10 protein-coding genes are annotated in these 16,375 nt (G+C 50.8%); all 10 read right to left on the bottom strand.

The features are described from left to right. Window positions 1-17 precede the first annotated feature (17 nt). The gene (locus DW205_RS09175) at window positions 18-1,157 is read right to left on the bottom strand and encodes a hypothetical protein (RefSeq protein WP_005862549.1); all 1,140 of its coding nucleotides are present in this window, start codon (window positions 1,155-1,157) and stop codon (window positions 18-20) included. Window positions 1,158-1,173: 16 nt separating this feature from the next. Beyond that, window positions 1,174-2,277: a fimbrillin family protein gene (locus tag DW205_RS09170; RefSeq protein WP_005862551.1), complete on the bottom strand. Its 1,104-nt coding sequence runs from the start codon at window positions 2,275-2,277 to the stop codon at window positions 1,174-1,176. Window positions 2,278-2,435: 158 nt separating this feature from the next. Continuing rightward, window positions 2,436-3,665, bottom strand: coding sequence for a fimbrillin family protein (locus DW205_RS09165; RefSeq protein WP_005862552.1), 1,230 nt, complete (start codon window positions 3,663-3,665; stop codon window positions 2,436-2,438). Between the two features lie 49 nt (window positions 3,666-3,714). Continuing rightward, window positions 3,715-4,773 carry a fimbrillin family protein gene (locus DW205_RS09160; RefSeq protein ID WP_005862555.1) on the bottom strand — a complete coding sequence of 353 codons (1,059 nt, stop codon included), beginning with the start codon at window positions 4,771-4,773 and terminating at the stop codon, window positions 3,715-3,717. 22 nt (window positions 4,774-4,795) lie between these two features. Further along, complete coding sequence (locus DW205_RS09155; RefSeq protein WP_005862557.1) at window positions 4,796-5,839, bottom strand: fimbrillin family protein; 1,044 nt, start codon at window positions 5,837-5,839, stop codon at window positions 4,796-4,798. A gap of 52 nt (window positions 5,840-5,891) precedes the next feature. Beyond that, entirely contained in the window at window positions 5,892-7,580 is a 1,689-nt protein-coding gene (locus tag DW205_RS09150; RefSeq protein WP_005862559.1) for a fimbrillin family protein, read from the bottom strand. A 147-nt stretch (window positions 7,581-7,727) separates the two neighbouring features. Beyond that, window positions 7,728-8,495 (bottom strand): DNA-binding domain-containing protein, encoded by a 768-nt coding sequence (locus DW205_RS09145; RefSeq protein ID WP_005862562.1) that lies wholly within the window; start codon window positions 8,493-8,495, stop codon window positions 7,728-7,730. A gap of 56 nt (window positions 8,496-8,551) precedes the next feature. Further along, window positions 8,552-10,951, bottom strand: coding sequence for a DUF4906 domain-containing protein (locus DW205_RS09140; RefSeq protein WP_121963078.1), 2,400 nt, complete (start codon window positions 10,949-10,951; stop codon window positions 8,552-8,554). Window positions 10,952-11,543: 592 nt separating this feature from the next. After that, window positions 11,544-13,229: an AAA family ATPase gene (locus DW205_RS09135; protein WP_005862565.1), complete on the bottom strand. Its 1,686-nt coding sequence runs from the start codon at window positions 13,227-13,229 to the stop codon at window positions 11,544-11,546. A gap of 153 nt (window positions 13,230-13,382) precedes the next feature. After that, window positions 13,383-15,833, bottom strand: coding sequence for a DUF4906 domain-containing protein (locus DW205_RS09130; RefSeq protein WP_227793826.1), 2,451 nt, complete (start codon window positions 15,831-15,833; stop codon window positions 13,383-13,385). Window positions 15,834-16,375: the final 542 nt, after the last annotated feature.

Here is a 16,375-nt window from a genome sequence, read left to right as displayed (position 1 = left end):
TTCTTTTTATGCCGTAATTAATAGCCGCCGGGCTTAACGTCTCCCGTTCCTGCTGAACCGCTCTCCATCCAAGGGACGATATTGGCGTTCACCGTAATCGCTCGGTTGGATAAGGTTATTTGTATTTTGTGGGTATGTCCTCTTTTCCAAGTGATCTGACTTAAGTTGGCGGATAACGTCCGGTCATCCGTAGTGTCATCCCGCTTGCCGACCACTACCGTAAGGGTCATGTCAACCGATGCCAAAGGAGCCACCAACCCATAGCCTACCTCCACCGGAACACCCGCGGCACCGCAAAGTATGGCGGTGGTATTACTCGACACATCGTTTTTAGGGGTAAAAGTGAGTTCGGCTACCTTTGTTCCTCCACCAAGCGCTCCATCCGCGATCTGCATCGTTCCCGTGCCGGTAGTGAACGCATTGGGGGATGTCTTCAACGTTATCTTCTTCACGTAATCATAGGTCGTATTCACGGAACGTCCCGTGGCGGATTGCATCGTGAAGGAAAGGCGGGCCAACGCATGTTGCAGGTAGATTTCCGGCTGATAAGTACCGCTTGAGGGGGAACCGCCGGACGGCGTGGTATTGCTGGCCGTAATAGCGGTAACCTCTCCTACCGTGTTGCTGGCGGAACCGTACATATAATCGGTAGCGTCAGAATCCCATCCCTTGCCGCCATAGAAATTCTGGTGAACGGGAAGGGTGGTCGCTATAGTATGCGCCGTGTTAGTTGATGATTTTGTCAAGATGGCGTTCGCCGGGCTATAGGCATAGATCCGGGCCTTTACACTCGATAAATTCACAGTGGGATCGCCTACCCAATCGTTTCCGCCGCTACCTACCGACTGATAGGTGAAGGTGGAAAGGCCGGCATCCCCCGCCGTACCAACCCCGCCATAGGGAGTATAGCCGTCCTCTGCTTTAGTAACGAAAAGTTTTACCGCGTTAATCCTTCCCTCACCCTCCGTCGTGGAGGTTCCGCTTATGATGGAGCGGGTCTCGACACCGCTCATGTGGAATACGGGTTGTAAGAATGCCCCTGTCGTGTCTTCCGGCAAGGAGTCGTCGGAGGAGCAGCCGGATAAGAGCGCCAGTATCGCCAACAGGCCTACACCGAGGTGTAGCGGACGTGTGTTTTTGTAAATATCCTGTATCATAGGTCGTATAGTTTTTTTAGATAGTCGTACTTGTATTGTCGGATGATTCATTCGTCCACCCTACCACATTGAAGCCGTCCAGCTTAAGGCCGGTACCGTGGATGGAGATGGTGTATGTATATTTATTTCCGGCGGACCATTCGCCACCGTCGGTAATGGTGTCTAGTTTCATTTCCTTGCCATCTACTACGACGGTCAAGGTAGCGGCGGTAACATTTGCAGTGCCGGAGGGGAATGGTACGCCGTAATTGATGAACTCGATTCCGTCTGTGGTAGCGGCAACGGTTACGCCGCCATTTACCGTGTACTCGTACTTTACCGGTGTACCCGCCTTCGCTCCGGTTAGGTTGCCGAGGGCTCCGTCCTTTAGGCTCATGGTGGTGGTACCATTCGTTTGTAGTGTCGGGATGGGGCGACTATAGGTTATTTTTGTCAGGTTGCAAGGACCGGCGTAGTCCGTGTGTTTCTTGAACTTTAGGCTTACCAAGCAAAAGGCATGCTTAAGGCCTAGGTTTATCTTCTCGCCTTTTGAATCGGAGGCTCTGTGGCCGTTATCGGCTATGGGTTGAGTTGTTCCAAAGGTATTCGTGGAAGTGTTATAGGCTACACCATACATATAATCGTTACCGGGAACTGTGAAATCCAAGGAGGAGGCATTCGTTACCGTATTCGAATAGACTATGGCATTAGCCCGTACCGGGATGGTATAGACCGGGGAAGAGGCATTTCCGGCCGCGGTTATCGTGGTGGCATCCGTGACTGGATAGCAAGAGTAGACTATGGCTTGCTGGGTGCTTAGCCAGATCGTTTGATCCTTACCGTTTATCGTAGCGGGTTTTAAGGAACCCTCTTGGAGGGTGTATTGACCGTATGTACCTTGGGGGGATGTGCCGTAATGGTTTTCACTGGTCTCGTTATTTACGGCATATAAGCCGATGGCCTTTATATCGCCGGATGTGGCAGTGGCCTTGGTAAGGGCTACGCTGGCGATCTGCGGGGACAGGGCGACAGGGGTATCCGGATCAACCGGGGGTACGATGGGGTCTTCGCCATCCTCGCCGCCGCAGGCGAAAAGGGAAAGCGATACTGTTGTTAATAATAGGTATCTATACGGTTTCATATTTATCGTTGTTTATATTGTTCGTTTATTTGCCACCCGGTTTTATTATTACCACCCGGTCTGATTGTTACTACACAGATTTCGTGTTTTGTATTTCGTGTTTCGTGTTTTGTTGTAGAGACGGGGCGTGCCCCGTCTCTACAACCCTAGACTGTAAGTTAATTAACTTTCAAATCATCATTGCCGGTTACGGTGCCCCAAGCGGCTACGGTTACGGTGCCTATGGATAATTCCTTACCGCTAAGTTTTACGGTATAGATGTTTTCTTTCCCCTGCTCCCAAGTAACTCCTGTCGCATTATCAGCTAACGCTACCTCATAATCCGCTCCATCAATCGTAAAGATGGCTTTGGTATTATTTAGGGCTTGGTTAGTTATCGGCAAAGCCAAGATGCTGAATCGGTATGAAGCCCCTTTAGCTGCATTATCGTCTGATAAACCAGAGTCTCCTTTCTTTTTCAAGGTATAAGTAGCGCCAGTAGCAAACTCACGGATATAAGATCCCGTTGTCAAGGAACTATTATTAGCCAAGGTTCCCTTATCAATATTCATCGTAGCAAGAGGATTGCTATTACCGCTTACCTTTTGATTAGGTACATCCTTCAACTGTATCTTCGATAGCACACCTTTATTCTTATAAGTTCCATCATTGTAAATGCGGAAACTAACCAAAGTCAAGGCATGCTTCATGGTTAGATCAACAGAGGCATCTATAGAGGTTTCCTTTTTCGTGTTGCTCGCAGTTATCCAATTCGTCTCAGAGCTACCTTGGTCCGCCCACATATAATCGATTTCACCTTTCGCTGAATTAATCTTTGCCTTATTGGTATTTGTCGTTTCAGAGTTGTCTATTAATGTCGAGGGATAATCCCTATGCGCATCATCAGTCGTTCCAGCAAAGACCGTTACTGGGATTGTGGAGTTATCCGTAGCGGTATTATCAGATAATACTAGAGCTGTGGTTGTGGCTAACTCTTGATTTGTTCCGGGCTGATAAGCCGGATAATAAGCGTATATCTTTGCCACTTCGGAGGTCAGATATATTTTCTTATTCTCTCCACTTTTCCAGCCTGCGGTTCCTGTTGTCGAATAAGTATATAATGCGTAATTATTGCTTTTCGCATTCGTATAAGGATCTTCACCCGATACGACTGTCCCCTTTAAGCGTGCGTACACCGCCACGCTTTTCATGACATCATCTTTGCTAGCGTTAGCTTGGGTACCCGAATTTATCACGCTTTTCGTAAGCGTCACCCCCGCCGTAATCCCCAGCTCTACGGCATCCGGCTGGTTGGAAGGGAGGATGGAGGGGATATTGTCCTCGTTGCTACAGGCAGCCAAGAAGAAGGGAGAAAGAAAGAGTAGTTTATAGTTTATCAGTTTTCTCATGATTACTTTTTTTGATTCGTTCTATTAATTGTTCAATTCGTTTAGTCAGTCAGTGGATCAAGTCTAGGTTGCCATCGACATACGAGGGAGTCCATTCGGCTACCTCCACGGAGGAGATACCTAAAGAGGCATCGTAGATATCCAACGTGATCACGTGAGAGAAACCGGGCTTGAAATTATCCTCAGATATTTCATCACCCATCTTTACGGATACGTCGGTAAAGGTACCGATCGAAGTCTCGACCGTTATTTTTACATTGCCCGGATCGGGTGTAGGCGGCAGATACAAGCAGCCCAGATCGATGGGACCGACATTTGATGCCCCTACCGTGGCGTTGCCGGCAGGCTCAAGGATCACTTCCGAGGAACCGGAGAAGACAGCCTCGCCCGTAGCCAGCGGAACATTTACCGCCGTAGGTATGCTTTTCACGATAATCTTGTTCACCTTCACCTCCAGTCCTCCGGCATCATGCTTCTTTGCCTTGAATACCAGCTGGGTAAGCAGGTGGGCGTAATTCAATGAGCGATTCGCCTCGACCCCGGCGACGGTATTGCCCGTAAACCGGTTACCATCCCACTTATTACCCGCCAAGGGACCGGCGTACATCAAGTCCATATGCCCGTCAAGGGTATAGCTTACGGTACCCTCGGCGGCATCGTACGAGTTATCGCCCGCCACGGGAGATACGCCGACCAGATACACGTTCGCTCCCATGCGGGGATAATGGTGCTTACGAGAGGCATCCCATGAGATACTCCCGCCTACCGCCACATCAGCCGTCCGCTCTACCCATTCCTCGTAGAATACGGCATCGGCCCAACTTGTGGTCACGTCGGATACGGGGGTGGAGAAACGATCGGCAAGACTCGTATAGTCGGGAACACCTGTGATGGCGTCGAGACGGGTCACGCAAAAGAGGGTGGTCTTGAACGCCTCCGCCTCTCCCACTTCCGCTTTCGTGCTTATGGACGTGTCCGGGTACGTCGCCCGAAGCTCGATCGGAGGATCGGCGGAAGGTATCTCACCTCCCGTCGATCCATTGTCCGAGCAAGCGGCCAACGATCCCATGACTATCATCGACAATATGTATGTAGAGAGTTGTCTCATGATGGTTGAGGGATATTTGGGATTATTTCAAGTCAACGGTTCCGCCGTTACCCTGTTTCCATTCGTTGACAGTGGCTTTCACTTCCAGTGCCTTCACATTATCTCCTGTAGGTTTGTCTGGCTCGGTAATGTTCAACGTAACCGTATGGGCATAGCCTTCTTGGGCATTCAACTTTTCACCTGCATTCTTTGAGTCCATCACCGGGACATTCAAGAAGGTACGATCCGTACCGCCTACGTTGATCGTTACGTTCAGCTTGATATCGTTAGACGGAGCGACCATTACCGCCGGGCTAATCGTAGAAGCTGTCGTGGAAAGGGTGGTTGTCGTGATATTGGGAACAGAGAAATCGGAGGCAGTAGCCCAATTCACGTCACCATTTGTCAGGTTCACGGATTGGGGCAATTGCGTGCCCAAAACCTTGATGCTCTTGATGGATACGTCCTTTCCGGCCCATTCTCCTTTGTTATCAGCCACACTAGTGTAACTAGCGGCGAAAACCAATTGGGTGGTCTTGTGTGAAAACGTCAACTTACATCCATCCTGATTTGGTGACGCTGCAGTTCCGGCATCTTGATCCGCACCGATCGTCATGACATCCTGCAAGCCGTCCACCTTGCCGAAAACCACTTTTGAGGACTCGATTGTTCCGGAAGGAACGACCGCCGTAATATGGGAGTTTTTAGGACTCGCCTGCGCATTATCATAATACAAGGTGGGAGTCAAGGTAATATCCGTCTCTGTCCCAGCCGTAAATACAGCGCCGGCTACGTTGGCACGAGTTTTCAATTCCTTTGTAGCTCCATCGATCTCATTCTTGTAAACCGGATTAAAGCTACCCCAATCATGCTCGTGTCCGGAAGTCACGTCCACCATCACCACGATACCTTCCACCTGCGATCCGCTCGTGATCGGGGCTTTAGTCGTGATACCTTCCACGCTTTGTGTCAATTTGATCGCTACCGGAGCGTTCGCCGTACCCAAATCGGGAGTGATCACATCCTTGTCGTTCGAGCAGCTTGCCGCTAACAGGGCCACAGCCGCCATTGTCAAAATCTTTTTCATTTGTCTTGTAATTTTAAAGTATTAATAAAAAATATGAATTAAATAATCTTGTCTATAAATCGGCGTTGCCGCCATTGCCCGGTTTCCACGGGGTGACGGTTGCCGTTATCTTTACTTGGTACTCCTCGAAGGGATCCGGCTCCTTGGGTTCCTCGGGAGTATCGGGATCGTCCGGTTCCTCCGGATCAACGGGTATCTCAAGCGAGATCTCAATATCGTAAGCCCCTCCACTCTCGTTGCCCTCGCCACCGAACGAGACGGGGAGATCCTTGAAATCCTGCCCGGAGGCGGGATCACCTTCCGGCGCGAGCGTCATGTCAAGCGTCAAGGAGGCCTTGGGCTGCACCAGCACGAATCCGGGGAGCGTCACTACGCCATCCACCACGGGGATACCATTCCCGTCATCGGAAGAATAGATGATCACCGAGCTGGTCTCCCCGACCGGGACCACCTCTCCATCCGACAAGGACACCTTAGCTACCGAGGCTAGCCCGTTCAGCTTGACGGCATGTACGCTATACCCGTCCGGCGCTCCTTTGACACGTAGGCGGAAGCTGAGTTGCGTCAGCAGGTGCTTATGGATCAAGGACGTTTCCGTAGCGTCGAAACGGCGGGACAGGGAACCGCTCCGCTCATCGGTCAGCATCAAGTCTTCCTGCCCCGTCAGCTCGTACCGTACCTCGCCGTTCACGTGGGGGGCGGCGGGGTGATAGCTGCGGATGAAAAGCGCAGAGCCGTCCGTGGGATAGTAGCGCTCCGGGTCCAAGAGGATATCGCCCTCCGTGGCCGTCCCCGTCCAATGCTCCGTGTAATCGCCGGCGGAAGTGCCTACGGCGATGGATACGGGCGTGGAGTCGAAAACGTCCACGGCGGCACGGGTCTGGATGCCGGTGTAAAGGCGGATCGGGACGGCGGGGCTTACCTTCAAGGAGAGATCCAGCGTATCACGGCCCGAGGACATGGCCTCATGCAGGCTCGCGGTCAGGTTCTCCTTGTAGCTGAAACGCTCGCCGCCGGCGGTCTCGAACGAGAGCGTGCAGACGTTGCTCCGGTCCGAGCCGTCCAGCGTCACCGTACCCAAGATACCCGCCACGGCTTGGTAAACGCCCGCCACGCCCGCAGCCGAGGCACGGAAATCAAGGTCGAGCACACCCACTCCTGTCGCTATCCGGTCAGACAGGCGCACCGACGAGGCTATCCCGTCCAAACGGCCCTCCACCTTCGCCCCGCCGAAGCCTTTCCCCGCGTCGATGGTAAGGCGCAAGATCCGGCGGATATCCTTGGGGGTCGATGAGATCGCGGTCTCATCGCCATCGGTCACTTTAATCCCCGTCACGCTCTCCACGTAAAGAGGGCTATCCAGCGATACCAGCAGGCTGTCGCTTCCCGAGGGAAGGGCGGCGGCATAGGCTTTCCCCAGATTCTCCGTATCGCTCAACCGGACTTCGGCGGGGTTGGCGCCCGCGACCAGCAGTGCGTACTCCCCCACCACGAGCCGCTCGCTCCACGACCACGTAGACGGCGTTCCGGCGGGCTCTTCCTTCCCCGCCACGCTGGAACCATCCGCCTTATAAGCGAAAACGGCCAAGGGAGTATCGCCCGTATGTCGCACGGATACCCGCAACAATCCCTCGCCGGAACCGGGAACGGGTGGTTCCGGATCGTCCTTACCGCAAGCTCCCAAGACGAGGAAGCCGAGTAATAAAAAAGCTGTTTTTTTCGATAAATGTCTTAATCTCATATACTAGTTTATCTATAGTTTTTCCTTTCCCTCTGTACGGGCCGGTTCCCTGCCGTCGGGGAGGGTGTCTCCCTAGCGTTAGGGACAATGCCTCCCTAGTGTTAGGGATGATGTCTCCCCTGTGCTAGGGATGATGCCTCCCCCGGATCAAATCTCATCCGGGCTCTCGGAGTCGCCTCCCCCGGCGCCCACGGTGAGCGGCAGCTTGTACTCGATCGTGCGGGGAGACTTGAGCAAGGTGACGCCTTTCGAGAACTGCGTCACGATGCGCAGCCTGTACTTGCCGTCGGTCAAGGCCGGTACGCGGGCGATGATACGGCTGGGGTCGTTTTGCGTGAGGCGGCGGGTCACGGGCGTAACCTTCTCGCCGTCTTCCGACACGAAAAAGATACCTACCGAGCTGTCCGCCCCGTTAATACGGATACGGTCGCCCTCGATCAGTATGTCCTCGTTCGGGGTGATAGAGCCGTTGGACAATCCCGTGAAGGTATCGGTCACCATGCCGATGCGCCCTACCTCAGACTTGGCTCCGAGAACCTCCACGCCCACCTTGCTCAACGCGTCACGCATCTCGGCGGAGGGCACGATATCGAGCGTCAGCTTATGGATAGCGGGATCGAACTTCGCCGTCTCGCCTCCCCAAGGGCCCGTGATACGGGGCGTGTACTGGCACACCTCGGTGAGTAGGCTGTAGCCCATCATGAGGTGCTCCCGCACGATGCGGTCGCGTTGCTTGATGATAGAGAGCAAGGTGTCGTACTTGATCTCGGAACCTTCCTTGATGATGGCGTTGGCTATATTCTCGTTGTGCAGGGTGTCTTTTTGGGTCAATACCTCCGCGATGTAGTCGTTGTCGTCATCCTTGGTTAACAAATTCGGCCGAAGCCATACTTTCCAGTAATACTCGTTTGCCATGATTGGTTTGTTTTTAATTGTTAGTAATCCGTTTAATTATATGTTATGTCATGATCTTATTCTTGGATACAGCGGATGTTTTGGGCATCACGGTTATCTTTGCCGACGAACTTAAGTCCTCCTCCCCCTTCTACGATCCCACCGCTACGACTGGCGACAAATACGCTACTCATTTTGGCATTGGAGGCTGTAATAGCCAAGAAAGTCGTGTATCCCACATTATTTAATGTGGTCAAATCCGCCGGATAACCGGAGAATCGCAGGTACGTGCCGTTTGCCGTATTATCGTATTTCAAAAGGACTCCACCATTTTTTTCAGAATTAGATAGTATCGTATTCCAGTCAGAGGAATTACGGCTTATTAGTACTTGAAGTTCATTCTGTGTCGGAACCCGCCAACCGGCAGGACATGGATCATGCACGGTTTTGCTGTCACTCCAAGTGGGCCTGCCGTTCGCATCCGAACTGGGATTGGATGACCATTCCTGATTTTGGGGCTGCCCAAAAGCCTCGGGATGCTGATAGGCATGATGAACCGAGCTGAAATTAAGACCTGTCGGCATCACCCATGTGATTCCGTCCGCCTTATACCTGTTCAGGCAATGCTTGGGAGGTAGGGCGGCATTGATGGTGAATTTATATTGATTCGCTATTTTTTCCGCCGTATAGCTTCCGGGGAAAGGGTCTTTACGTGCCCTCTGGTAATGAAAACCGTTGGCACGCGACATATCGAGGATATCGGAGGGGACGGACACATAGCCATCGTAGGCGCCTAGGCAACGATCCATGATGGGCTTATATGAGGTCGCCCCGTTCTGCAATTTCAAGATGCGCTGGTTGTCCGGCAAGAGAATGGTAGCGTCGGTTGTTGCCGAGGGACTATAATCCGTTACCCACACATGCCAGCTCCAAAGGATATTGCCCGTTCCGTTCTCGCCATCGTAGGCGGCGATAAGGCCACTGCCTCCCGTGGTGTTCGGAGCGACACGGCAGTAGATACGGGCATCCGTGAGGCTGTCGCCGTTCTTTAGCTCCACGATGTTCGTGTGATCATCTTCGGCCGGTACCTGCGGGGCGTATTTGTTAACGACTCCCAGTGCGGGGTCGCCCAAGTCGCCATCCTCCAGCGTCTGCCACAATACTTTCACAGATTTTATCGGGGTGGAGAAGGTAGTGCCCGAAAGGCCGCACCAGTCTCGCAATATCGTATTGCCTCCGGCTACTCCCTTTATAGTGTAGTTGTATGGGTTGAAGCAGAACGCTCCACCCGGTTTTACCATAAAGCAGTTCGCTGTGGGGACTATGTTGTTGTTGTTCTGCGAGGCAGGGATTGGGTCGATGATGGTTATGCGACGGTCGTCAACTGGAAGCGTATTGTGCGACATCTCTACATTATATATATAGTTCGTGTTATCGTATAAGTCGAACTCCTTGCTGGTGCTGCCACCCAGATAGATGCGGTAGTTCAGTTTCTTCCGGCTATCCGTTTCGTTGCCGCCGTCGCTCTTGTGGCGAGAGATGAAGGTAGCGTAGGCGCTGCCCTTCGGGGCGTTCGCCTTCGTGCGGTAATAAGCGGAGGAGGCGTAGGCGCTCTCCCCGCGTACGACGGAGGGAATCCAGCAGGTATAGCTTCCCTCGTCCGAGACGCTTGCCACCTGTATGGTGGTATATTGATCCAACAGGGACGGGTAGGTATCGTCATTGACGGGTTTCAACAACCTGTAGTCTACGGGGATGGATTGCAGCAGGACTTGCTCTAGAGTATAGCCGGTTTTCTCCGATTCGTTTTTCCAAGACAGCGTCAGGCGGGTAGCCAAGCGGCGCAGGAGGATGCGGACATCCGTACCGTCAGGGCTTTGGATCTCGCCTGCCGAGGTTACGTTCACCTTAGGCAGGTGAAGGATATAGGGCATGGCCTTTATATCCCCCTCATTCTTGATCCCCTCGATCATGGATGCCGTGGCTGTCGTGCTTTGCACGGCGGAAAGGCTTTTCCCGCTAAGGGAACCCACCGTGTAGGCGGAACCGTTATATCCCCGGGCGATTATCACCAGCTGGCAATTGTCCAAAGCCTCCAGCGTGACCGTGAAGGAGGAACCAATCTCAACGGCGCTCGTATAACTCACTCCTTTGCCGGTTTTAAAATTACCGCCCGCATCGTATTGCCAGATCTCCAAGCCGTAAAGCTTATCCGGCTTGGCGGTGGCCAACGGGTCTTCTACGGCAGCCTTGGTCTTGGCAGAGGATTGCAGCCGCACATTGAGACCGGAGCCGGAACCAACGCCCTCCCCCGCTTTCGTACCGGACGTGCCGCCGGCAAGCGATGCGGCATCCACCTCGTCGGCGATACCCACGCAGAGCGATACCTCCACCGCCTTGCCCTCACCCGTAGATGGGCAGGGTGAATCGAGACGATTCTCACAACTTGACATTCCTAACATCGATACTATTGACATCATGATCAATACTGCTTTTTGTAATTTTACACCTATTTCCTCCATACCTGCACGTGCTTTTTCACTACTACATTTTACATTTTTTTACTTGAATCACGCTGTCTCTTTCTTACGCAGAAAGAGACAACAGGAGAATAAACGCTCCTATCCGCTGTTTTTCAAGCCCTTGGAAATGTTAATAGGACAAGGCATGTCACGCTTGACGGCTCGCTATTGTTTGTCTTTTTTAATTTTGACAAAAGATTTAAGCACTCACCTTGCCTTTATCAGCAATTTGAGCTACTTTTACGTCCGAAAACGGATATTTATCCGTCATTCTGAAAGTTGTCTCTTTCTGCGTAAGAAAGAGACAACTTTTTTTCTTTCATCTCTTCATTCTCAATATCTTCCATTTTATTTCCTTTTTTACATTTTCATGCATTTCGCTTTTTGTCTCTTTACAAATCACTACTCATTTAACATTTCGGACTTACTGTCCGGAAAGGCACGCACGAAACCGCACGATACCCGACGGGGGTACCGTGTAACTTCACGCATGCGACAACAATTATATCATCGCATGACGGGATTAATAAGGATAAGGAGTGTTATTTTACTCGGTGGTCTTCACCCACACACGTTTGCCATCGAACGTGATCGCCATTTTGAGAATGTCTCGCACCCCAGCCGCATGGAGCGTGGCGGCGTATTGCTTCTTCTCGATCTGCGCCAAGGCGGAATCAAGCACCTTGTCCACAGACTCGTCAAACATAGGGTCGTACACTTTCAACTCCATGATAAAACCCCTGCCACCAAGGTCACGGGGACGAAGAAGGATGTCGTAACGGCCCAAACCCGACTCACGGTTACTGCTCACCTCGTACGCGCCGTTGCTAACCAGCATTCCCAACAAGAACGCCTGATAGACCTTTTCCGGCTCACGGCCGTTCGTGTCGTAATAGGAGAGCGTATTCACGACGAAGTCATTCAATAGCCGCTGGAAGATATTCATCTCGTTCTCGTCCAAAGCCTGCAGCATCATCTCCAAGCGGTCGTTCTTCACGGGGCCGTCGTTGATCCAGCCCCGGATGATCGTAGAAAAAACCGTGGAAACCTCCGTGTTCGGCACCCCCAAGGTGTACGACATCAAGTGATCCGGGGTCATTCTCCCCTCCGACGCTTTCAGATAGCCGCTGAACAGCATGAAAGACCAGATGTTGGACGCGCTAGACAACAAGTCCGGGAAAGCCAGCTTGTCGTTGATCACGCTACACAGGCTACCGCCTTGGACAAGCGTCTCGATCCCCTTCCGTACTTGGGAGGGGCCCTCCGCTATCAAATGACGAAGCAACACGTCTGAGCCCGTGTTCACCCAGTAAGGGGCAAAGACACCACCTTTATTTATATAGTTCAATACAGACCATGGATTATAGACCACCTCATTCCCGAACAGGTAACCGTTATACCAGTGCTTGACCTCTGACTTCTGATCACCCAACGAGTATGAGTCGAGCAGCGTGTCGACATCCACTTGCGTGAAGCCAAACGCCGTACACATCGGACGATCCAGCAAGGTATCCACGTCGATATTGTTCAGCCCGCTAAAGATCGACTCCTTGCTTACACGGAGGATACCCGTGATTACACCGCGGAAGATAGACGTATTGTCCTTGAAAACCATCGACATAAAATTGCGCATGAAGACGATCATCCGATCATAAAAGCCCTTGTCGAAAGCCACATGAATGGGGGTGTCATACTCATCGAGCAATACCAGAGGGGGCATACCCCAATGAAGCGTCAACAGTTCGGATAGCAAGCTAATGGAACCCTCTAATTGCCCCCGGGAAGCCTTGCCCTCATAAAGTGCCATAAAGTCATCCAAGTAATTAGGCCGCATCTTGGGAGAATCGAGCAAGTAAGCATGGCGAGTAAACTCGTTTTTCAACTCATAGCCTATCCTGACCAACGTGTCCTCGAACGTATCCGCCTTGCAGTCCTTCAACGTCAACATGATCACAGGGTATTGACCTTGATGCTTATCGAAATCCTTCCACTCCCGGATACGCTTGCCGTCGAACAACGGGCGGAACACGTTACCATCCGTCTTCTCGAAGAAGTACCGCAGCATCGAAAGGTTCAGCGTCTTGCCGAAGCGACGCGGACGGGGCAACAACGTGATCAAAGCGCCTTCTTCTATTATCTGACGGATAAAATCGGTCTTATCCACATAGTAATAGCCCTCATCTATCATTTTCTTGTAATCGCTGATGCCGATCGGTAGTCTTCTCGTTTCCATAAGTATCCCTATTTTGAGTTGTGAATACAAATATAACAATTTATATGACAACAGCGATTATCACTTTTCCTTATTAATCTCATCATGTCAAAGAACGTTTCCCCAAGCGTTTACGGCAAGGCACGAGGGGGGGAGCCTTTATGGTTCGTCGTATCAATTCGCCCGTTCCTGGATGCAACGAAGAGGTATGGCCTCACGTAAATGTCCGGAAGTGGGCAAGGTTCCATATTTAGCAGTCAGATTATAATCCCTTCTGAAATGTTTAGCGCCAGCTTTGCTTGCAACGTCGTTTCGGCACCAAAGCAGCGTGTTCTCACCAATCCCAAGATACTGATCGCTTAAATACCAATAACCGGTATATCGGATATAGGTCGTCCTCCTCTGCTCTTTATCAAAATAGACAACGATACCCCCATCTGTCTTTTCGCCATTGTTTTGCATATTCATCAAATACAGGCTAGGACCTGTAGCGCTATGGTTGACATCATTGAATAAGGGATAATAGTTCTCCACTTTTGTCACCCGCCAGCCGGCCGGGCATGGGTCGTGAACGGTCTTCACCGAACTACCACCCCAAGCTTGTTTTACATCATTTAGATTCGTGATCCAGGAAAGATTATCAGCGTTATTGCCACTTGGCTTATAAATAGATGACGGGTCTTTATAGGCTTCCCTAAAAGTCGTGGCAGAAGGTACTATCTTACGTGAATAATAAGTAACACCATCCGGCCTATATAAATTCAATATATTTTTCACGGGTTTAGTCAAATCTATACGCTCTATTTTGGACACGTACTTTGTAGTATAACTACTGGGGAAAGGGTCCTTTCTACCCCATTGATAATGGAAACCATGTGCCTTCGACCTATCCTCCTCTTCCGCGGGTATCGTGGTATATCCGGCTAAAGCGCCCAGATTACGATCCATGATAGGATATTGATTCGGATGATTCCCATACGTATATTTTTGCTTACGTTTTGTCTCCGGCTCGTCTACCGAGGCATCCCCGGTAGCGTCCGGATGATAATCTGTCACCCATACGTGCCAACTCCAGAGAATATCGCCTTTGTCGTTTCTCGCCGCTATCAAGCCGCTACCTCCGGTCGTGTTAGGGGCGACACGGCAATAGATCCGTCCTTGCCCCTGGCCAGACAAGGGGTTCTTCGTTATATCCTGACCGTCGTCTCTCTTTATGTCCACAATATTCGTATGATCCTCTTCGGTATTTACGATACCCATTACCGGATCTCCCAAATCTCCGCTTTCCAAGGTCTGCCATAAAAGTTCCACGGAAGTGATACCCCCCTCCGTGTCAGCCCACCCTTTCAGTGTGGAATTCTCTTGATCCGCCGTCCCATCGACCGTATATTTATAGGGATCGAAACAAAAGGCGCCTCCCGGAACAATCATGAAACAGTTGGCCGTGGGAACCAAGTTATTGTTATTCTCGGAAGCCCCGATCGGATTCACGATGGTAATACGTTTGTCATCCACCGGAAGCTCCGAGTGTGACATCTTAATCCCGTAAACATAGTTCGTATTGTCGTACAGATTGAAATCATGACTTGAACTTCCTCCCAAATAGACACGGTAACTCAATTTTTTCTTGATATTCACAGGATCTTGTGATACCAGCGTAATGTAAACACTACCTTTCGGAGCGTTCACTTTCGTGCGATAATAGAGGGACGTGGCATTCGGGCTTTCGCCTCGTAGCACACTGGGGATCCAGCAAGTATAGCTGCCCGACTCCTCTACATCGGGAACCTGCAAGGTAGAGTATTGATCCAGTAAAGAGGGATATGTCGCCTTGTCCTCCGGATGACGCAATAATCGGTAATTGGCAGGTATGGATTGAAGCATAACTTGTTTCAAGACATATCCCGTGTTTTTCGAGACGTTTTCCCATGTGATCGTCAGCCGGGAAGCCAAACGGCGTAATAAGACGCGGATATCCTGTCCCTCCGGGTTCTGTATCCTATACGTCTCGCCCTCCTTCACTATACAGACATGAGGGAGAAGCAAGAGATAGGGCATCACTTTTATTTGATCCTTTGTCGTTATCGAGTTTATTACCGAAGAATCCAGCATCATGTCCTGAATATCCGACAGCCTCTTGCCCTTAAGGGACTCAATCGTGTTTTTCGAGCCATTATATCCACGGGCGACGATCAGCAATTGGCATTCGGTCTCGGGGGTTGACAGTGTCGCAAGATCTACCAAAGGCACGGTGAAGGATTCCCCTATGGATTTATTACCCAGGTTTTGCGTGCTGTTATTGATGCAATTTCCCGCCCGGTCGTATTGCCAGATCTCCAAACCATATAACTTATCGGGTTTGGCCGTAGCCAAGGGATCTTCAGGAACCGTTATAGCCTTCGTGCCCATGTTTTGACCGGAGAACAGACGCACATCAAAGCCAAAGCCTTCATTAGCCTCCGTGTGGATAGATCTCGTACTCAATGCCGCCGCATCTTCCCAGTCTGCCAATCCCACGCATAGCGATACCTCCACCGTCTTGCCCTCACCCGTAGACGGGCAGGGTGAATCGAGACGATCCTCACAACTTGACATTCCTAACACCCATACTATTGACATCATCATCAATACTGCTTTTTGTAATTTTACACCCATTTCCTCCATACCTGCACGTGCTTTTTCACTACTACATTTCACATTTTTTTGCTTGAATCACGTTGTCTCTTTCTTACGCAGAAAGAGACAACAGGAGGATAAACGCTCCTATCCGCTGTTTTTCAATCCCTTGGAAATGTTAATAGGACAAGGCACGTCACGCTTGACGGCTCGCTATTGTTTGTCTTTTTTAATTTTGATAAAAGATTTAAGCACTCTCCTTGCCTTTATCAGCAATTTGAGCTACTTTTACACCCGAAAACGGATATTTACCCGTCATTCTGAAAGTTGTCTCTTTCTGCGTAAGAAAGAGACATTTTTTTTCTCCCTACTTCTTTATTCTCAATCACTTCTATTTTTCGATTCATTTTACATTATCGTTTTTTTTACCGTTTGTCTCTTTACATCTCACTACTCATTTAACATTTAGGACTTACTGTCCGGAAAGGCACGCACGAGCTAGCACGATTCCCGACGGAAGAACCGTGTAAAGATCCATACATGCAAACTTC

The organism is Parabacteroides sp. AM17-47 (assembly GCF_003434625.1).
Classification (GTDB): Bacteria; Bacteroidota; Bacteroidia; order Bacteroidales; family Tannerellaceae; genus Parabacteroides; species Parabacteroides distasonis.
The sequence above is the reverse complement of the archived record's forward strand: the minus strand, read 5'-3'. Positions and strand labels throughout refer to the sequence as shown.

Bases quoted from the DNA above. Each gene is read 5' to 3' on its own strand.
- DW205_RS09170 (WP_005862551.1), bottom strand. From the start codon at position 2,277: ATGAAACCGTATAGATACCTATTATTAACAACAGTATCGCTTTCCCTT.
- DW205_RS09130 (WP_227793826.1), bottom strand. From the start codon at position 15,833: ATGATGATGTCAATAGTATGGGTGTTAGGAATGTCAAGTTGTGAGGAT.
- DW205_RS09165 (WP_005862552.1), bottom strand. From the start codon at position 3,665: ATGAGAAAACTGATAAACTATAAACTACTCTTTCTTTCTCCCTTCTTC.
- DW205_RS09155 (WP_005862557.1), bottom strand. From the start codon at position 5,839: ATGAAAAAGATTTTGACAATGGCGGCTGTGGCCCTGTTAGCGGCAAGC.
- DW205_RS09135 (WP_005862565.1), bottom strand. From the start codon at position 13,229: ATGGAAACGAGAAGACTACCGATCGGCATCAGCGATTACAAGAAAATG.
- DW205_RS09150 (WP_005862559.1), bottom strand. From the start codon at position 7,580: ATGAGATTAAGACATTTATCGAAAAAAACAGCTTTTTTATTACTCGGC.
- DW205_RS09160 (WP_005862555.1), bottom strand. From the start codon at position 4,773: ATGAGACAACTCTCTACATACATATTGTCGATGATAGTCATGGGATCG.
- DW205_RS09140 (WP_121963078.1), bottom strand. From the start codon at position 10,951: ATGTCAATAGTATCGATGTTAGGAATGTCAAGTTGTGAGAATCGTCTC.
- DW205_RS09175 (WP_005862549.1), bottom strand. From the start codon at position 1,157: ATGATACAGGATATTTACAAAAACACACGTCCGCTACACCTCGGTGTA.
- DW205_RS09145 (WP_005862562.1), bottom strand. From the start codon at position 8,495: ATGGCAAACGAGTATTACTGGAAAGTATGGCTTCGGCCGAATTTGTTA.